The sequence below is a fragment of the Austwickia chelonae NBRC 105200 genome (assembly GCF_000298175.1).
Lineage (GTDB): Bacteria > Actinomycetota > Actinomycetes > Actinomycetales > Dermatophilaceae > Austwickia > Austwickia chelonae.
The window spans coordinates 645,734-663,797 of sequence record NZ_BAGZ01000008.1; the positions used below are offsets into that span (position 1 = coordinate 645,734).

The 18,064-nt window shown below is 67.2% G+C and carries 16 protein-coding genes; 12 read left to right on the forward strand and 4 right to left on the reverse strand.

Annotated features, from left to right (window positions below; genetic code table 11):
• Nucleotides 1-2: 2 nt before the first annotated feature.
• The 8 genes from mtrB (at nucleotide 3) to secA (ending at nucleotide 10,972) form a co-directional block, all read left to right on the forward strand.
• Nucleotides 3-2,015 (forward strand): MtrAB system histidine kinase MtrB, encoded by a 2,013-nt coding sequence (gene mtrB, locus AUCHE_RS09590; RefSeq protein WP_217994363.1) that lies wholly within the window; start codon nucleotides 3-5, stop codon nucleotides 2,013-2,015.
• Nucleotides 2,012-3,823 carry a GerMN domain-containing protein gene (locus tag AUCHE_RS09595; protein ID WP_006503104.1) on the forward strand — a complete coding sequence of 604 codons (1,812 nt, stop codon included), beginning with the start codon at nucleotides 2,012-2,014 and terminating at the stop codon, nucleotides 3,821-3,823. Before mtrB ends, AUCHE_RS09595 begins: the two co-directional genes overlap by 4 nt.
• Nucleotides 3,824-3,930: 107 nt before the next feature.
• Nucleotides 3,931-4,635: a ComF family protein gene (locus tag AUCHE_RS09600; RefSeq protein WP_006503105.1), complete on the forward strand. Its 705-nt coding sequence runs from the start codon at nucleotides 3,931-3,933 to the stop codon at nucleotides 4,633-4,635.
• A 219-nt stretch (nucleotides 4,636-4,854) separates the two neighbouring features.
• Nucleotides 4,855-5,490 (forward strand): ribosome hibernation-promoting factor, HPF/YfiA family, encoded by a 636-nt coding sequence (gene hpf, locus AUCHE_RS09605; RefSeq protein ID WP_006503106.1) that lies wholly within the window; start codon nucleotides 4,855-4,857, stop codon nucleotides 5,488-5,490.
• A gap of 160 nt (nucleotides 5,491-5,650) precedes the next feature.
• Nucleotides 5,651-6,379, forward strand: coding sequence for a response regulator (locus tag AUCHE_RS09610; RefSeq protein ID WP_006503107.1), 729 nt, complete (start codon nucleotides 5,651-5,653; stop codon nucleotides 6,377-6,379).
• Nucleotides 6,348-7,634 carry a winged helix-turn-helix domain-containing protein gene (locus AUCHE_RS09615; RefSeq protein ID WP_245706795.1) on the forward strand — a complete coding sequence of 429 codons (1,287 nt, stop codon included), beginning with the start codon at nucleotides 6,348-6,350 and terminating at the stop codon, nucleotides 7,632-7,634. The genes AUCHE_RS09610 and AUCHE_RS09615 overlap by 32 nt, the downstream gene beginning before the upstream one ends.
• A gap of 75 nt (nucleotides 7,635-7,709) precedes the next feature.
• A complete protein-coding gene (locus AUCHE_RS09620; RefSeq protein ID WP_006503109.1) occupies nucleotides 7,710-8,012 on the forward strand; it encodes a GNAT family N-acetyltransferase in 303 nt (100 codons plus the stop codon).
• Nucleotides 8,013-8,227: 215 nt separating this feature from the next.
• Nucleotides 8,228-10,972 (forward strand): preprotein translocase subunit SecA, encoded by a 2,745-nt coding sequence (secA, locus tag AUCHE_RS09625; RefSeq protein WP_040321869.1) that lies wholly within the window; start codon nucleotides 8,228-8,230, stop codon nucleotides 10,970-10,972.
• Between the two features lie 42 nt (nucleotides 10,973-11,014).
• On the opposite strand, the gene AUCHE_RS09630 is transcribed toward secA, so the two are convergent.
• Complete coding sequence (locus tag AUCHE_RS09630) at nucleotides 11,015-11,557, reverse strand: Rv3235 family protein (RefSeq protein ID WP_006503111.1); 543 nt, start codon at nucleotides 11,555-11,557, stop codon at nucleotides 11,015-11,017.
• Nucleotides 11,554-12,246 carry a LysM peptidoglycan-binding domain-containing protein gene (locus tag AUCHE_RS15695; protein WP_006503112.1) on the reverse strand — a complete coding sequence of 231 codons (693 nt, stop codon included), beginning with the start codon at nucleotides 12,244-12,246 and terminating at the stop codon, nucleotides 11,554-11,556. Before AUCHE_RS15695 ends, AUCHE_RS09630 begins: the two co-directional genes overlap by 4 nt.
• 176 nt (nucleotides 12,247-12,422) lie before the next feature.
• Between AUCHE_RS15695 and AUCHE_RS09640 the strand changes: the two genes are divergently transcribed.
• Complete coding sequence (locus AUCHE_RS09640) at nucleotides 12,423-13,028, forward strand: hypothetical protein (RefSeq protein ID WP_245706796.1); 606 nt, start codon at nucleotides 12,423-12,425, stop codon at nucleotides 13,026-13,028.
• Between the two features lie 33 nt (nucleotides 13,029-13,061).
• On the opposite strand, the gene AUCHE_RS09645 is transcribed toward AUCHE_RS09640, so the two are convergent.
• The gene (locus tag AUCHE_RS09645; protein ID WP_006503114.1) at nucleotides 13,062-13,280 is read right to left on the reverse strand and encodes a helix-turn-helix transcriptional regulator; all 219 of its coding nucleotides are present in this window, start codon (nucleotides 13,278-13,280) and stop codon (nucleotides 13,062-13,064) included.
• 232 nt (nucleotides 13,281-13,512) lie between these two features.
• On the opposite strand from AUCHE_RS09645, the gene AUCHE_RS09650 reads away from it, so the two are divergent.
• From AUCHE_RS09650 to AUCHE_RS09660, 3 genes are all read left to right on the forward strand, one after another.
• A complete protein-coding gene (locus tag AUCHE_RS09650) occupies nucleotides 13,513-14,166 on the forward strand; it encodes a CpaB family protein (protein WP_006503115.1) in 654 nt (217 codons plus the stop codon).
• Nucleotides 14,166-15,614, forward strand: coding sequence for an AAA family ATPase (locus tag AUCHE_RS09655; RefSeq protein ID WP_040321870.1), 1,449 nt, complete (start codon nucleotides 14,166-14,168; stop codon nucleotides 15,612-15,614). Before AUCHE_RS09650 ends, AUCHE_RS09655 begins: the two co-directional genes overlap by 1 nt.
• 69 nt (nucleotides 15,615-15,683) lie before the next feature.
• Nucleotides 15,684-17,540, forward strand: coding sequence for a WS/DGAT/MGAT family O-acyltransferase (locus tag AUCHE_RS09660; protein WP_246785320.1), 1,857 nt, complete (start codon nucleotides 15,684-15,686; stop codon nucleotides 17,538-17,540).
• Nucleotides 17,541-17,558: 18 nt separating this feature from the next.
• Here AUCHE_RS09660 and AUCHE_RS16230 read toward each other — a convergent pair whose 3' ends face one another.
• Complete coding sequence (locus tag AUCHE_RS16230; protein ID WP_006503118.1) at nucleotides 17,559-18,062, reverse strand: DUF2505 domain-containing protein; 504 nt, start codon at nucleotides 18,060-18,062, stop codon at nucleotides 17,559-17,561.
• Nucleotides 18,063-18,064 lie beyond the last annotated feature (2 nt).

An 18,064-nucleotide genomic window follows, 5' to 3' on the forward strand; every position in this document is an offset into this window, starting at 1 on the left:
TGATGTCGGACACTCCATCGTCGGACACGCCTCCTTCGCGGACGACCTGGGTGGTCGACGCCGCCCGCAGAGCACTGCACCTGACCACCGAGGGCGCCCGGAGATGTTCTTCCTGGGTGGCCCGTCAATGGCGATCGAGCCTGCAATTCCGGGTGGTGACGGCCACCGTGGTGCTCTGTCTCGTGGTCATGGGTCTGTTGCAGACATACCTGTATCAACGGATCGCCGACGGGCTCGTCCAGGACCGCATCGTCAGCACCCGTGAGGAAGCCGCAGCGGGAACCCGTGAGATCCAGGCGAAACTCGCGACCACCGACAAACTCGACAGCGAGAGCCTGCGTCAGACGGCCTACGACCTGATCCGTCAGCAGGAATCACAGCGCGGGGAGAGCACCCGAGACCTGATCCTCACCAAGGCCAGGAGCAACTCCTCCCGCGACATGAACCTGCCCACACTCGAGACGGGGATCGATCCGAAGATCGTGCCGGACGACATCCGTGAGGCGATCTCCAAGGACCCGTCCCGGCAGCAGGTCAAGATCGTCAGCATCCCGCGCGGCGAGGACCGGGTCTCCGCGGTGCTCATCGGTGCGATCGTGCGGATCCCCGAGGCGGGGGACTACGAGCTGTACTACGTCTACCCCATGGACCGCCAGGAACAGATCCTGAACATGGTGGAACGGACCTTCCTGCTCGGTGTGGTGATCTTCGCGGTCCTGGTCGGCCTGATCTCCCACGTGGTCACCAGACTGGTCGTCGATCCGGTCAGGGAGGCCGCGGTGGTCGCCGGTCGACTGGCCAACGGGCGGTTGAACGAGCGCTTGGACATCAAGGGCGAGGACGACCTGGCCAAATTGGCGGCGGCCTTCAACGACATGGCAGACACCCTGCAGGCCCAGATCTCCAGACTCGAGGATCTCTCCGCGGTCCAGCAGCGATTCGTCTCGGACGTGTCCCACGAACTGCGCACCCCCCTGACCACCATCCGGATGGCCGCTGAGGTCATCCACGACGACCGGTCGGCCTTCCCCCCGGTGTCCTCCCGATCGACGGAGATCCTCTACGCCGAGGTCGAGCGTTTCGGCGACCTGCTGGCAGACCTCCTGGAGATCAGCCGGTTCGATGCCGGGGCGGCCAATCTCGACCGGGACAATGCCGACATCAGGGATGTCGTGCACCGGGTACTCGCCGGCACTGCGGAACTGGCCAAACACAAGGGGAGCAGCGTCCTGCTGGTCGGGGCGGACGAACCCCTGCGTGCGGAGATGGACCCCCGCCGGGTCGAACGGATCATCCGCAATCTCGTCTCCAACGCCTTGGAGCACGGGGAAGGGCGACCCCTGCGGGTGGAGATCGCCGGCAACGACAGCGCGATCGCCGTCGCCGTCCGTGATTTCGGGATCGGCCTACGCCCCGGCGAGGCCGATCTGGTCTTCACCCGGTTCTGGCGGGCCGATCCGTCCCGGAAACGGACCACGGGGGGCACCGGGCTGGGGTTGGCCATCGCCATGGAGGACGCCCGGCTCCACGACGGTTGGCTGCAGGCCTGGGGCGAGCCGGGAGAAGGATCCCGGTTCAGACTGACCCTTCCACGCGTCGCAGGTCGTCCCATCGGTTACTCGCCGTTGCCTCTCACCGATCCCAAGCCGCAGAAATCCCCGGACGGGCAGCCGATCGGTGAGCCCATCCTCCCCGCCGAGGAGACTTCCTCGGCAGTTGCGGCGCCGGGCGCCACCGTGCTGGGCGCTACCGTGGTGGCCGCTCTCGGCACAGAGCCGGACGAGATACCCGCCGACCCGTCATCCGAGGAATCCGCCGTGGCGGAGAACGCAGCCGCAGCGGTGGACCCGAGCGCGGGCTCTGAGCCGACGGATGGTGCCAAGCCGCCCACCGACGAGATCGACGACCTCGACCGGATGCCTCCGCCGGAGGAACTCGCCGAGATCGAAGGTCTCGCGGAACTGGAGGCCCACGCCCGGACGATGCGCCAGGAGAACCCGGAGGTGAAGGAGTGACCGCTCGGAGCAGCTCAGGTCGTCGACGGGCCCGCCTGGGTGCCCTGCTGGCGGTGAGCGCTCTCCTGGGCACTTCGGCCTGTGGCGGTCTTCCGGTGAGCAGCGAGGTCATGCCCGGGGACAATGTCTCGCAGCCGTTGTTGGCGCCGGTCCGGCAGCATCCTGTGGGCCCGCAGAAGGGGGCCGACCCGCAGAGCATCGTCTCGGGTTTCCTGTTGGACGGTTCGGCGCAGAGCGAGGACTACCGGGCTGCCCGGGAATATCTGGCGCCGGGCACCGCTGAGCGGTGGGTTCCCCGGGCGCACCCGTCCTATCTGTACTCGGGGAAGCGGGCACTGACGATCCGGCCGGGGAAAGAAGCGAAAGAACACCTCACAGTCACGGTGAATGCCCAGGTCACAGCGGTTCTCGGTGTTGACGGCCGTTATACCGAGTATGTGACCCCGGAGGAGCGGTCTGTCGAGTTCCATCTGGCCCGGGTCAACGGACAGTGGCGGATCTCGCAGCTCCCGGAGGACTTCGGGGTGTGGCTGGACACTTTCTACTTCGACCGCTCCCACCAGCCGTTCACCGTGGGATATTCCTCCCCGATCGGGCGGACGATCATTCCCGACCGTCGTTTCTTCCCCGTGTCGGGGGCATTGCTCACGGCGCTTGCCCGGGCGCAGCTCGATCCGATCCCGCCGTATCTGCAGGGCGCGGTCACCACCGGTTTCCCGACTTTGACCAAGTTGTCGGCCGATGCGGTGACCGTACAGGACGGGTTGGCCAGGTTGGATTTGAATTCGGCAGCTCTGGACAGTCGGGCCGAGGAAAGACGGGCTGCCCTGGCTCAGGCGATCACCACGATGACCCAGGTCTCTGCGGTCGCGGGGGTTTCCCTCCAGGTGGACGACCGTCCGTTGGAGGTGATCGGGGTCTCCGCACCGCCCAACGAGCTGAGCCAGTTGGGTTATCAGACGGCGCCGGGACCGAACCCCGGCTGGGTGGTGGTCCGTCAGGGCGCGAGGCTGATGCCGATGCATTCCGGTGATCTGCGCTCGGGGAAGTCGAATGCCCAGGGTCCCTATCTGCCTTCGATCGATCCGGCGTACAGCAAACTGGCGGTGTCCTCGGACATGCACGACATCGCCGCGGTCTCGGCCGACGGGCGGGCGCTGTTGAGGTGGCGGCAGAACGGTGATCCGAGCAGCCCGGGGCAGTCGGCTACCCAGCCGCCTTTCGCTGTCGGGATGACCCGTCCGACCTATGACAGTCATCACGGTCTGTGGGTGGGCGGTGCCTTTCCGTCCGGGGGCGCCGGCATCTGGGTGATCGACACCCGTGGTGAGGTGGAGAAGACGCCGGCCAGGCAGATCGAGGCACCTTGGCTGGGCGGTGCGACGGTGTTGAACATGTCGGTCTCGACCGATTCGCAACGGTTGGCGATGCTGCTGAGGGAGCGGGACGGTCGACTGCGGATCGCGGTGAGCGGGGTGGTCAGAGGACAGGACGAGCGCCCCCAGAGCCTGACCGCGCCGGTCTTCCTGGGTGGGCGGGTCGTGGACGCGGTCGATCTGACCTGGTCGTCGCCCTACCAGTTGGCTGTCCTCGGGCGGGCGGCCCAGGGCCAGGAGTTGCGGGCGCTCTCGGTGGGTCTGGAAGGACGCACCGAGGTCTTGGAACTTCCGCCGGTGCCGGGGGCGAAGGGGATCGTTGCTCTGGGCGCCGGGCAGCTGGGCGTCGTGGGGGGCGACGGTCGGCTGCGCCTGTCGATCGCCGGGCGCTGGCAGGAGGCTGTTGCGGCCACCGATGTCATGGCGCCTTGAGGGTTCGGCCCGACGTCGTCCCCAAGGGGAATTCGTGCAGGTTTTGTGGTCCACAGGGGTCGGGGTCGTCGGCTCTCCGGCGTCCTGGGTGGGGGAGCCTGTCTGCCATGGACGTGCGTGAAGCGGTGCGAATGGCATGGGATCTGGCTCTTCCGCAGAGCTGCGCCGGATGCGGGCGTGGTGACACCGGATGGTGCGCCCTGTGCCGAGCGGAGGTGCGCCGTTCGGGCTCGGACGGTGCCTGGCTGACCGTCGAACGGCCGTCCGTCGCCGGTTATCCGCAGAGCTGGGCCGCCGCGGAGTACACCGGGCCGCTGCGTCGGGCGCTGTCGGTCTACAAGGACGGCGGTCGTCGTGATCTGGTCCAGCCCCTGTCGGAGTTGCTGGTGTCTCCGCTCTCCCGGGCGATCGGGCGTAGCCCTGCACCGGGAGGGATCGTGGTGGTGCCGGTTCCTTCCGGAGCTCGTGCTCGACGGTTGCGAGGGGACGAGCCCCTGGTGGCGTTGACCCGTGAGGCGGTGCGTCGGCTCCCCCCGGCGATGCGCTCCCGGCTCGGACCGGAGGGCGAGGGGTGCCAGGCGCGAGGGTTGCGGGTGGTTCGCGCGGTCTCCGACCAGGCAGGGCTCTCGGCGCGGGCCAGGGCGGGCAATGTGGCCGGCGCTTTCGCCGGTGCCGAGGTGCTCGCCGGGGCCACGGTGGTCGTGGTGGACGACATCGTGACGACCGGTGCGACCCTGGCCGAGGCGGCTCGGGCTGCCTGGGCGGCAGGAGCTGTCGCGGTGTCTGCGGCCTGTGTGGCGACCACTCCGTGACGGCTGGGAGTTACCTGAATATCCCCCATCAGTATGGTGAAGGTCCTGGTCGTCGAGGGCCTGGTGTCCTAGAATCTCGGTATGGAAGGACGTCCCGCCACCGGCTGTCGCCGGAGGTCCGGGGCGTTCATCGTTTTCCGGGGTGTCGAGAGGGGGAATGCCTGCCCCCGTTCTTCTCTGTTGTCGTCGTAGCAACTCACGCCTCACCAGGAGGTCACCATGGAGATCACTGTCACCGGCCGCCACGTCCAGATCTCGGATCGTTTCCGCCAGATCCTCAGCGAGAAACTGACCAAAGTCGAACAGTATGCGCCGCGTACCCAACGGATCGACGTCGTGGTCAGTCACGAGACCAGCAAGGCCGCCCCGAAGGGCAGCGAGCGTGTCGAGATCACCTGTATCGCCAAGGGCCCGGTGATTCGGGCCGAGGCCTATGCCGACGACAAGTATTCAGCGATGGACCTGGCGTTGCAGAAGCTCACCGAGCGGCTGCGCAGGGCGGGCGACAAGCGTAAGGTGCGGCGCAGGGGCGGCCCGGACCTGGACGGCGCGACCGCCGACCTCGACGTCGTGACCCTCGATGCGGGAGGAGCGGTGCTCCCCACGGAGGAGGTCGACGAGCGCAGCCCGTTGGAGGAGAAACTGGGCGCCCAGGGGGACCTTCCCGTGCAGGTGCGGGAGAAGGTCCACCAAGCGGTGCCGATGGCGCTGGACCAGGCGTTGTACGAGATGGAGCTGGTCGGGCACGACTTCTACCTGTTCATCGACCGCGATTCCCAACGGCCTTGTGTCGTCTACCGGCGTCGCGGGTGGGATTACGGGGTGATCTCGTTGGACGCTTCGGCCGAAGTGTGACCCTGATCCGCTGATCGGTCTTGTCGCGGGGTGCGTCGGAAGGATTTCCGGCGCACCCCGCTTCGCTGTGCCGCGTCGTCTCCTCGAGGGAGGCTTCTCGCCGGTGTCCGGGTGGCTGGCCTGACCCGAGCGTCCTGGACGGTCATGCCATGATGGCCGGGTGAGCTTTGTCGCGGATGACTCCTCGCTGTCTTCTCCCGGTCTGACCCGGGTCGTCATCGTGGACGACCATGTGCTCTACCGGCGCGGCCTCGATCTGGTGCTCTCCCAGGAGGAGGACATCGAGGTGGTGGCGGAGGCCGATGGTGGTCGGGCTGCGATCGTGGCGGTCAACGAACACCGTCCGGATGTCGTCGTCATGGATGTGCGGATGCCTCGGATGAACGGGATCGAGGCCTGCGAGCAGATCAAACGGGATCACCCGGAGATCCAGATCATCATGTTGACCACCAGCGACGACGAACAGGACCTGTTCGATGCGGTGCGTGCGGGGGCCAACGGCTATCTGTTGAAGGACGTTCCTCCTGAGGAGGTCGTCGCCGGGATCCGGACGTTGCGGTGGGGTGGCTCCCTGGTCTCCCCGACGATGGCGGCGAGTCTGATGCGCCAGTTCGCGAGTCTGGCCCGGCAGGACGAGACCTCAGGCGGCGGAGGTGCTCGACTCACCGACCGGGAACGTGAGGTCCTGGTGCACGTCGCCCGGGGCATGGGCAACCGGGAGATCGCCAGGACGCTGTTCATCTCGGAGAACACTGTGAAGAACCACGTCCGTTCGATCCTGGAGAAATTGCAGTTGCACAGCAGGGTGGAAGCGGCGATGTACGCGGTGCGGGAGCACCTGGTGGACGATCACGGACGTGAGCCACGTCCTCGACATTCCCCCGGGTGACGGCGGAGCGATGACCGCGGCTGAGGGGCTCCGCGAGCTGAGCCTGGTCGAGGCACGACGGATGGCGCTGGACGCTCAGGGTTTCGGCGCGCGGCATCGTCCTCGTGGCGCGGTCCGGCGTCAGCATGTCCGAGCGGTCGCAGAACGGGTGCAGATCGTTCAGTTGGACAGTGTGACCGCATTGACCCGCAGTCATTACCTGCCGTTCTATTCCAGATTGGGGCCGTACGATCCGGCGTGGGTGGACGAATTGCGGGATGGCGATCCGCTGGGGCGTCGTCACCTGGTGGAGTACTGGGCGCACGAGGCGTCGTTGATCTCCCCGGAACTCTGGCCTCTGTTCGGGTTCCGGATGCGCAGGGCGTGGACGGAGTCGTGGTCGGGTATGCGCCGCGTCGCCCGAGAGCATCCGGAACTGGTGGAGCTGGTGTACCGCGAGGTGGCGCGTCATCCGGGGATGACCTCTCGTGAGGTGGAAGCCGCAGTGGCGCACGAGGAGGTGAAATCGGCGGAGAAGGACTGGGGGTGGAACTGGTCCTTGGTGAAATCGGCTCTGGAACACCTGTTCTGGGCGGGCAGGGTGACCAGCTCCGGCCGGAATCGTCAGTTCGAACGCCAATACTCCGTCGTGGAAGCGGTGCTGCCCGAGGCGGTGCGGCGGCAGGGTCCGATGGGGGACGACCCGCTTCCTGAGGACGAGGCGGTACGCGCGCTGGTGGAGCTGGCGGCCCGGGCGCACGGTGTGGGCACCGAATCGTGTCTGCGGGACTACGCCCGGTTGTCCTGCGCCCAGGCCCGTCCGGCGATTCGTCGATTGTGTGACGAGGGGGTCCTGCTCCCGGCGCGGGTCGAGGGGTGGCGTAAACCGGCCTTCGTGCACCGGGAGGCTCGGCTACCGGGGCGCCCGGTCCGGGCACGTGCTCTGCTCAGTCCGTTCGATTCGTTGATCTGGCAACGTGACCGGGTCCGCGCCCTGTTCGGCTTCGATTACCGCCTGGAGTTCTACATCCCTGCACCGCAGAGGGTCTACGGCTACTACGTGATGCCTTTCCTGTGGGGGGACGATCTCGTGGCCAGAGTGGACCTGCGGGCCGACCGCCGCGCCGGGATACTGCGCGTGAGTTCGGTCTACTGGGAACCGGGAAGATACCAGGAAGGGGGAGCCGCGATGGGAGCTCTGGCGGCCGAGCTCTCCTCGTTGGCGCTTTTCCTGGGGCTCGACCGGGTACAGACGGGGCGGACGGTCGTGCGCTGAGAAGAGGTGGCGGTCTCGCCGTCGGCCCCGGATGCCCCGGATGTCCCGCCCAGGTCGATATGCCATGCTGCGCTCATGTCGCAGATCAGGGTCGAACACCGTGAACAGGATTCCTGCTGGGAAGCGCTCGAGGGCGATCAGGTGGTCGGTCGGGCCGACTATGTGCTGGCCGGGCATGTGGTGACCTTCACCCACACCGAGGTGCCGGATCGTTTCGGCGGTCGGGGGATCGCCGGGATGCTCGCCCAGGCTTCGCTGGCGGACGTGCGCGCACGCGGTCTGTTGGTGGATCCGCAGTGTTCTTTCTACGCCGGATGGATCGATCGTCATCCCGCCGAGGCGGACCTGTTGGTGACCGGTCGGGGGCCCGACGCCTGACGAACCGGACGGGTGCCTCGGTGGACTCACCACCGGACCTGTGGATGGGCTTCTGCCGCGTCGTCTAGGCTGGAGCCCGCCGTATGTCGTGCGACCGTGCTTTTCCCGGGTCGCATAACGGTGTCACTGTCCGACACGTCCTTGTCGCTGCGCAGCCGCCTGGCAGGTGGCCGCCTCTGTGAGAACGTGACCTGTATCCCTTGGGAGAGTATGTCGTGGCGAAGATCGTCGATCGCATCCTGCGCGCCGGTGAGGGACGCGAGCTCCGGCGCTTACAGGGCTTCGCAGCCCAGGTCAATGCTATCGAGGACGACTTCGAGACGCTGTCGGACGCGGAGCTGAGGGAGGAGACCGACCGGTTCCGGAGTCGACTCGCCGACGGGGAGACCTTGGACAGTCTCCTACCGGAGGCCTTCGCCGCGGTCCGTGAGGCGGCCAAGCGCACTCTCGGTAAGCGGCACTTCGACGTGCAGCTGGTCGGCGGGGCCGCACTGCACTTCGGGAATGTCGCCGAGATGAAGACCGGTGAGGGTAAGACCTTGGTCGCGACCCTGCCGAGCTACCTGAACGCTTTGGAGGGACGGGGCGTCCACGTCATCACGGTCAACGACTACCTGGCGCAGTACCAGTCGGATCTGATGGGCCGCGTCCACCGGATGCTCGGTCTGGAGACCGGGTGCATCCTGGCCAAGATGACACCTGCGGAGCGTCGGGCGGAATACGCCAAGGACATCACCTATGGCACCAACAACGAGTTCGGCTTCGACTACCTGCGCGACAACATGGCCTGGGCCACCGAGGAGATGGTGCAGCGCGGTCACAACTTCGCGATCGTCGACGAGGTCGACTCGATCCTCATCGACGAGGCACGTACGCCGTTGATCATCTCCGGTCCCAGCGACCAGGCCACGAAGTGGTACAGCGAGTTCGCGAAGATCGTCGAACACCTGCACCGGGGGCGTCCGGGGGATCGGGTCCGGGGCATCCTGCCCACCGGTGACTACGAGATCGACGAGAAGAAACGCGTCGTCGGCGTGCTCGAGCAGGGCATCGAGAAGGTCGAGGACCTGCTGGGTATCGACAATCTCTACGAGAGCGTGAACACCCCGCTGGTCGGTTACCTGAACAATGCGATCAAGGCGAAGGAACTGTTCAAGCGGGACAAGGACTACGTCGTCATCGAGGGCGAGGTGCTCATCGTCGACGAGCACACCGGACGTATTCTTCCCGGCCGTCGGTACAACGAGGGGATGCACCAGGCGATCGAGGCCAAGGAAGGTGTCGAGATCCAGAACGAGAACCAGACCCTGGCCACGATCACCCTGCAGAACTACTTCCGGTTGTACGCCAAGCTGTCCGGGATGACCGGCACCGCACAGACCGAGGCGGCGGAGCTCCACCAGATCTACAAACTGGGTGTGGTGCCGATCCCGACGAACCGTCCGATGGCCCGCCGCGACCAGCCGGATCTGATCTACCGCACGGAGAAGGCCAAGTTCGACGCGGTGGTCCAGGACATCGTCGTGAAGCACAAGAAGGGCCAGCCGGTACTGGTCGGCACGACTTCGGTGGAGAAGAGTGAATATCTCTCCCAGGAGTTGTCGAAGAACGGGGTGCGCCACAGCGTCCTGAACGCGAAACAGCACGAGCGTGAGGCGGCGATCGTCGCCGATGCGGGGCGTCGTGGCGCAGTCACGGTGGCCACCAATATGGCCGGTCGTGGTACCGACATCATGCTGGGTGGTAACCCCGAGTTCATCGCGGTCAGCGCATTGAAGTCCCGAGGGCTCTCCCCGGAGGAGACACCGGAGGAGTACGAGGCCGCCTGGGACCAGGCCCTGGCCCGTGCCGAGGAGGAGGTCAAGGCCGAGCACCAGGACGTGATGGGGCTGGGTGGCCTTTACGTCCTGGGTACGGAACGGCACGAGTCACGGCGGATCGACAACCAGTTGCGCGGCCGTTCGGGGCGGCAGGGTGACCCGGGAGAGTCCCGTTTCTACCTGTCCCTGCAGGACGAGCTGATGCGGATGTTCAACGGAGCCGTCGTCGAACGATTGATGGCCCGGACCAATCTGGAGGATTCGGTCCCGATCGAGTCGAAACTGGTCACCCGCTCGATCCAGAGCGCGCAAAGCCAGATCGAAGGACGTAACTTCGACATCCGGAAGAACGTCCTGAAGTACGACGACGTCCTCAACACCCAGCGCAAGGTGATCTACGGCGAGCGGCGTCGGGTCCTCGAGGGTGAGGACATGCACGACCAGATGGTGCATTTCATCACCGACACGATCGATTCCTATGTGGATGTCGCGACGGCCGAGGGCTTCGCCGAGGACTGGGATCTGGACACCCTCTGGGAAGCCTTGGGGCAGTTGTACCCGATGACCCTGTCCCTCGAGGAATTGGAGGACGCTGTCGGAGGGCGTGCCGGGATCACCGCGGAGATCCTCCGCGAGGAACTCGCCTCGGACGCCCTGCACGCCTTCGACCGGCGGACGCAGGAGCTCACCGAGCCGGTGATGAAGCAGGTGGAACGGCGGGTCGTGCTCGCGGTCCTCGACCGTAAGTGGCGGGAGCACCTGTACGAGATGGACTACCTCCAGGAGGGCATCGGTCTGCGTGCGATGGCTCAGCGCGACCCGGTGGTGGAGTACTCCCGCGAGGGCTACCAGATGTTCAACGCGATGCTCGACGGCATCAAGGAGGAGTCTGTCGGTTTCCTGTTCAACGTCGAGGTCGACGCCTCGATGGTCGCGGCGGCCGCCGCCGAGGAAGAGGTCCCCGAGGTGCACGCCAAGGGTCTCGAGGCGCACAAGTCCACGTCGTTGCACTACAGCGCCCCCTCGGACGACGGGTCGATCGAGGAGCACGATGAGACCCTTTCGGGCGGATGGACGGACTCCGGCGACCAGTTGAGCCGCGCTGAGCGCCGGGCCTCGCGGAAGCGCCGTAAGGCCTGAGTCCCCGACCCGGTCCGATGAGGCCGGGCTCTGTACCGGGTGCTACCCCATCTCGAGGGCGGTGATGATCCACCTGCCGTCGAGCCCTTCCATCCGAAGGGCCAGGGGTCGCACCCGGTATTTGTCTGCCAGGACGACGGTGGCTTCCACGATGCCGTCACGGACGTCGCACACCCGGACTCGTCTGACCACTACGGCGCGACGCGCGGGGGACCGTCCGACCTGGTGCGCCTGACGACGCAGCAGGGATTCGAAGACTTTCGGTGAGCAGTGACGCATCACCTGGGCCGCAGGGCGTGCACCCGCGGAGATCTCGGTGAGCGCGACGGCCATCCGAGCGACGAACTGTGGCGCGTCCGGGAGATCGGCGGTGGAGGTGGGGCGGCGCTCGAAGAGTCGGTCGGTGGTGGCCGAAGGACGGTTTCTGGGGCGGCGGACAGGCTCTTCCAGGGGGAGCTCGTCCTGAACGGTACCGACCGCAGCGCGGGTGACGGACAAGGGAACCCAGGTGGCGTCGGTGATCGGCGGCGGTGCGATGTCCGAAAGCGGGCGGATGTGGAGGGACGCGGGCGCAGCGGTGGTCATCGTGGGGCTTTCGGGCTGAGGGGGGCGATGAGGGTCTGTCCGGGGCGAAGGGAGGACGGATCGGTGAGTTCCGTCCGGTTGGCGGCGAGCCACCGTGGCCATTCGACGGCGATCTGGGCCGGGGTGGCCTGATCCCCGAGATGGTGGGCGGCGATCTGCCAGAGGGTGTCTCCGGGGCGGACGGTGACGCTTTTCATCCGTCCCGCTTGGTCGAGGGTGCGGTGGCGTGGACGTAGCCCGGGATCGGGCAGGGGGAGTTCGACGGCCGTGGACCGGTGGGTGGAGGGAGCGGTCGCGACGATCCCGGCAGGGCCAGGGCCAGGGCCAGGGCCAGGGGTGGATGCGTGGGCTTGGGGTGCCCATGCAGTGGTGGCCAGGGTGAGTGCGGCCAGCCGTCGCATCGTGGCGGGGGTGCTCCGCTCGACGAGGGTGTGAGCTGTGGCGCCGACTGCGCCGGGGATCTGTGTTGCCGCGCAGGCCAGGTGGATGCACAGCAGCCAGCCGGTGATCCCGGAGGTGATCGCGGCGGTGAAGCACTGGATGGCTGCTGCCGGGCTCGTGTTCGCGGTCGGTGCGGTCTGCCAGGCGTCCTGGGCGAACCAGTGTGTGCTCAGGGTGAGCAGGCCGAGTGCTGCCAGACGGGCGGCGAGGACACCTAGGCGCGATATGACCGTTTTGATGCGCTTCACCCCATAAATATGGCGTTTGATGCTGTTTGATGTCAATTGACCTAGAAAGGTGCTTCGGGAAACTTTCTGGTCCCATCCGGGCCCGCCCACTGAGGGATTCTCGAAAAAGAATGTGGGTCAAAGTGATCCCGTCGGTGCCGATGGGGTCGCATCGGTGTCTCGCGCACGGTGGTGCGGTGATCAACCGGCGCGACAGGCGGGCGCCTCGTTGCGACGGGACGAGGAAGGCGGGCAAGGTGCGCTGGGAACGACTCTTCGAAGACCTGGAAGCCCAGTGGGATGCCGACGCGCAGGCCAGCCGGGCGGCTGAGGTCGCCGACCGGACGCGTCGAGAGCGCGCCACCGTCACCCTGGTCGACCGACTGGCGGTCCACCGAGGGAAGCTGGCGATCCTGCTGGCCGGGGGACAACGCGTCGAGGGCGAACCTCAGGAGATCGGCGCGGACTTCGTCGTACTCGCGGAGCACGGAAGGAGGCACCTGGTGCCTCTGGCGGCCGTGGTCCAGATCACCGGATTGGGCGGCCGATCCGCAGGGGCCCGGCAGGCCGCGCGCATCCGGCGTTTCGGACTGGGCTATGCCCTACGCGCACTGGCCCGGGACAGAGTGGCCGTCGTACTCGAGGATCTCTCCGGGCGCAGCCTGACCGGGACCGTGGACGTCGTGGGCGCCGACCATCTCGACCTCTCCGAACACCCCCTCGACCTGCCGCGCAGGGGGGAATACGTACAGGGCCGTCGGTGCCTCCCCCTGTATGCCCTGGTCTGTGTGAGCCTCGGCTGAGGCGAGTCCTCTTCTGGCAATCGGATCCTGAAGTCAGAAACGGGCTTCGCGCTGTTCCTTGGCCGCCGCCTGCTGTTCGGCGTACTTGCCCTGGATGAACTCCTCGAGGACGTCGGTGTCCACCCGCCACTGACCGCGTCCGCCGATCTGGATGGCCGGCAACTCGCCGGACCGGACCAGGGCATACCCCTGGGCGGACGAGATCGCCAGCATCTCGCAGACCTCGGAGAGCGGGAGGAAACGGCGTGACATGGCTCTGCCTCTGTGTGGGACGGATATCGACGGAGGTGGAGGGCGCCCTGCCCGACCTCTTGTTTTGTCTATCACATGGCAGGTCGGGGAGGCGTTGCGTCGTCCACAGGTCCGAACGGGAGATATATCGGCATAAAACAGACAAATGGCATAATGGACGCTCGTACAGGAGCGCGCGCCGACCGCTCCCGCAACAGACCGCCGGAAGACGCCGCACCCAGGGGGACCCGCCATGTCCGAGAGCACCCACGCCCGCCGACTACGCCGACCGCACTGGCGTGACAGCAGATTGCTCATCGGTGTCCTCCTCATCGTTGCCTCTGTCGCTACCGGTGCCCGCGTCGTCGCCGCAGCAGGTCACACCGCACCCATGTACGCCGCCACCCATGCGCTCATCCCCGGTGAACGGCTCACCGCCGACCGACTCACCCGCGTCGACGTCGCCCTCGGAGAGACCTCCGAGAAATATCTTCCCGCCGACGAACCCCTCCCCGATGCCGTCGTCGTCCGAGAAGTCCGGCCAGGAGAACTCCTCGCACATACCGCCATCGCGCCAGGAGAACACGGCGGGCGCACCCCCGTCGTCATCCCGGTCCCCGCCGAGACCGCCCGCATGCTCATCGTCGGATCCACCGTCGACATCTGGATCAACGACAAACAGCTCGTCGCCGGGACCTCCCAGTTCGGCACCCCACGCAAAGCCGTCAAAGCAGCCCCTGTCGGACGCGTCCCCGACCCCGAAGAAGGCCGACTGGCCGGACTGGGAGCCACCGCCGTCCAAGTCCACATCCCGCACGCCGACGTCGAACGACTCGTCGGAGCCATGGATCAAGGCGCCAAGATCACCCTCGTCCCCACCACCGGCTCCGCACAACGGGACCGATGATGCGCACCACACTGCTCCTCGCCGTCCCCCAGGCCTGGGAAACCGCTGTCGTCGAAGCGCTCACCGCCTGCGCCCGGATAGAACTCGTCCGCCGCTGCGCAGACCTCCCCGAACTCCTCTCCACCGCCGCCGCCCACCTCGGCGAATGCGCGCTGATCGGCAGCACCCTCCCCGGACTGGACCGCACAGCCGTCGCCGAACTGCACGCCGCCGGCGTCCACGTCGTCGGCATGACCAGCCCTGGCAACGAAGGAGACGAACGACGCCTCCGCCAACTCGGCATCGCCACGGTGCTGCCCGCCGACACCCCCGCAGACCGGCTACAAACCGCACTCCTGGGCCGACCGCTGCCACCGCAGACCGCCCCTCTCCCACCCGAAACCCACCGCACCCAAGAGACCAGAACCGACCCCACGAACGAGGACCCAGACACCCCTCGGCTGCTCCCCGACCTGACCAGCCACCTCGCACAATGGGCCTCCGAACCACAGACACGGCCCACCGGCGACGCCACCGTCATGCTCACCCGCACCTCCGCACCCGCCGGTGACAACCCCTCGGACGACCACGACGAGCACCTCCCCGGCCGCACGATCGCCGTCTGGGGACCCGCAGGAGCGCCCGGCCGCAGCACCATCGCCCTGAACCTCGCCGAAGAAGCCGCCCTCGCCGGATCACACACCCTCCTGATCGACGCCGACCCCTACGGCGGCGTGCAAGCCCAGCTCCTCGGGCTCCTCGACGAATCACCCGGCCTCGCCGGAGCCGTCCGCGCAGCTAACCAAGGGCACCTCGACCGGCCCGGCCTGCAGAGATACTGCTCCACGGTCTCCACCCGCCTCTCGGTCCTCACCGGCATCACCCGCGCCGACCGCTGGCCGGAACTACGACCCTCACCCCTCGAAGACGTCCTGCACATGTCCCGCCTCGCCTTCGAATTCGTCGTCATCGACTGCGGATTCAACCTGGAGGACGACGAAGAACTCAGCTATGACACCGCCGCGCCCCGCCGCAACGCCAGCACCCTGACCTCACTCGCCCACGCCGACCATCTCGTCGTCGTCGGCGCAGCCGAACCCATAGGCCTGCAACGACTCGTCCGCGGACTCCAAGAACTGGACACCGTCCAGACCCCTCAGGCACGCACCATCGTGCTCAACCGGGTACGCGCCGGAGCCGTCGGACCCGACCCGCGCAACGCACTCGCCGCAGCCCTGGACCGTTTCGCCGGAATCCGTGAAGCCGTCTACGTTCCCGACGACCGAGCCGCCCTCGACCTGGCCACCCTCGAAGGCCGAACCCTTGCCGAATGCGCACCCCACTCCCCGGCACGAGAACCACTCACCGCGCTCGCCCGGATCCTGACGGACCGGACGCCGGCACCACCGGACACCCGCCGTCGAACCGGACACGGACGCCGGTGGCCGCACAGACTTCGCACACGCTGACCGCCCTCTGCACGTCACGGACGAACCCGCCTGTGTGAGCATGGAACCGTGGAGGATCACCTCAGCCCCTTGGGCACATCCTTTCTGTACCTGGAGAGCCCGACCACGGCGATGCACGCCGGATCGGTCCTGCTCCTCGAAGCCGGACCGGAGGGCATCGACCGGCAACAGCTCACCGAGCTGGTCATCTCCAGGACCGCAGGGGTCCGCAGATACCGACAGAAAGTACGAGAGATCCCAGGACGGATCGCCCCGCCGATCTGGGTCGACGCTGCCGACTTCGACCCGACCTATCACATCCGACACTCGGCGCTGCCCCGCCCCGGCACCCAGGAACAGCTCGAGGAATTCGTCGCCCGCATCATGTCCCGGCCGCTCGACCGGTCCCACCCGCTGTGGGAGCTGTACATCGTCGAAGGGCTGCGGGACGGACAGATCGCGCTGGTCACCAAGACCCATCAGGCGCTGGTCGACGGAATCGCCGCCGTGGACATCCCCCAACTTCTCCTCGACCCCGAACCCGCACCCGACGGAGAACGGCCCCCCGAACCGGCACCCTCCCGGGAACCCACCGACACCGAACTGTTCGCCTCATCGCTGATGACACTGGCCACCCGACCCCAACGCTGGTTCGACCTGGCCGCCGGCGGGCTCAGCGAGCTCACCGACATGGCCGGAAAAGTCCTCGGACACACCAGGACGATCGCCGGAGCCATGGCCCGCACCGCTGCCGACCCCGCCCCGCCCAGCCCGTTGAACACCACGGTCGGTGTCGCACGACGGATCGCTCTCACCCGGGTCCCGTTGACCGATTTCCGCGACGTCCGCGACAGCTACCACCACCTCAGCAATATTCGGGAATGCACGGTCACCGACGTGGTACTGACCGTGCTCACCGGTGCCCTACGATCCTGGCTGCAGAGCCGAGGCGAACCGGTCCACGACGCCGCCCGAGTCCGAGCGCTGGTCCCGGTCAGCGTCGTCGACTCCGAGACCGCAGTCGGAATGGGACCGTCCGTCCGAGCGTGCTTCGTGGACCTTCCGGTAGGAGAACCCGACCCGCTGATGCGGCTCGACCAGATCACCTTCCAGATGCGCCGCCAGGTCGGGGGAGGACGCGCAGTACGCGGACACGCGCTCGCCCAGATCGCAGGCTTCGCACCATCGACCCTGCACCACGTGGGGGCCCAGCTCGGCCATGCCGCAGCCCGCCGCTTCTTCAACCTGGTCATCACCAACGTGCCCGGACCCGAGCACACTTTGTGGGTCGCCGGGGCCCGGATGACCATCTGCTACCCGATCATCCCCCTCGCCCAGGGGCAGTCCCTCTCCATCGGCCTGACGTCCTATGCAGGGACGGTCGGTATCGGATTCAACGGCGACCGTGGCACGATGCAGGATCTCGGAACCTTCCCGACCTTCACCCGGGAATCCCTGAACGAACTGACAACAGCTCTCGACACGGACCGACCCACGTCGAGAACATCGGAGGAGGACGGACACGTGCGTGACATCCGGGTGTACCTGGCGCTGGGCGAGGACGGCTTGACGAGACTGGCCGAAGGACATCCCCTCGACGTCGGAAAGGTGCGCGCCAGCGCGGTCACCGCCCAGGTGCGTGCGGCCTTCCCGGAAGACGACGAGGAAGACCTGGAATACGACGCCCTGTTGGTAGCCGCCGAAATCGTCGCCGAGGAGAAACCCGGCACCCGGGTGGTCGTCGCCGCCGTCGACCTACCGATATCGACCCTGACCGTCGTGGAGGACGGGGACGGCTGGGTGGGCTTCGAGGTCGTCCTCGACCGACCGGTCCATGCCGCCGACCTCGTCGCAGTCCACGCCGCCGAGACCGGAGCCGGGCCGGACGACGAACTCCTCTGGTACGACGTCACCGAACTGGGTCGACTCGCCCGTGGGGAACTCTGAACCGGCACACCCCCCGGATCACCCCTGAGAACGCTCCCGGAGCCAGGTCTCACCGACCTGCTGCTCGGCTTCCAAGGCCGAACGCACCAAGGGCTCCGTGGCCCGCTCGACCGCCGCACCCATCAAGGGCACCTTGGCCGTCAGATCACCCACATAGGAGACACAGGTGCGTTCTCCCTCCGGGAACAACACCGCCTGCGCCGACAGCCGGACCGGGGTGCCCCGGACCTCCACCTCGACCTGCCCATCCCGACGACCGTCAGCCGCCGGCGCGGACCAACGGGTCCGTTGCACCGCGGTGACCGTCGAACCGACGAAGGACTTCATCATGTCGGGCAACCCGTCGGTCGACAGCCGGCGCGCCGTGGTCACCGACAACCCCGGGCCCTGGCTCTCGACCGTGATCGTGGCCTGCGCGTCCCCCGTCGCCGTGCACAAGGCGCGATGGAACCCCTCGTCGGCGAACATCTCGGCCACGGTCTCCGGCGCGGCCGGGTACGTCAGTCGGACAGAAAGTCTCATAC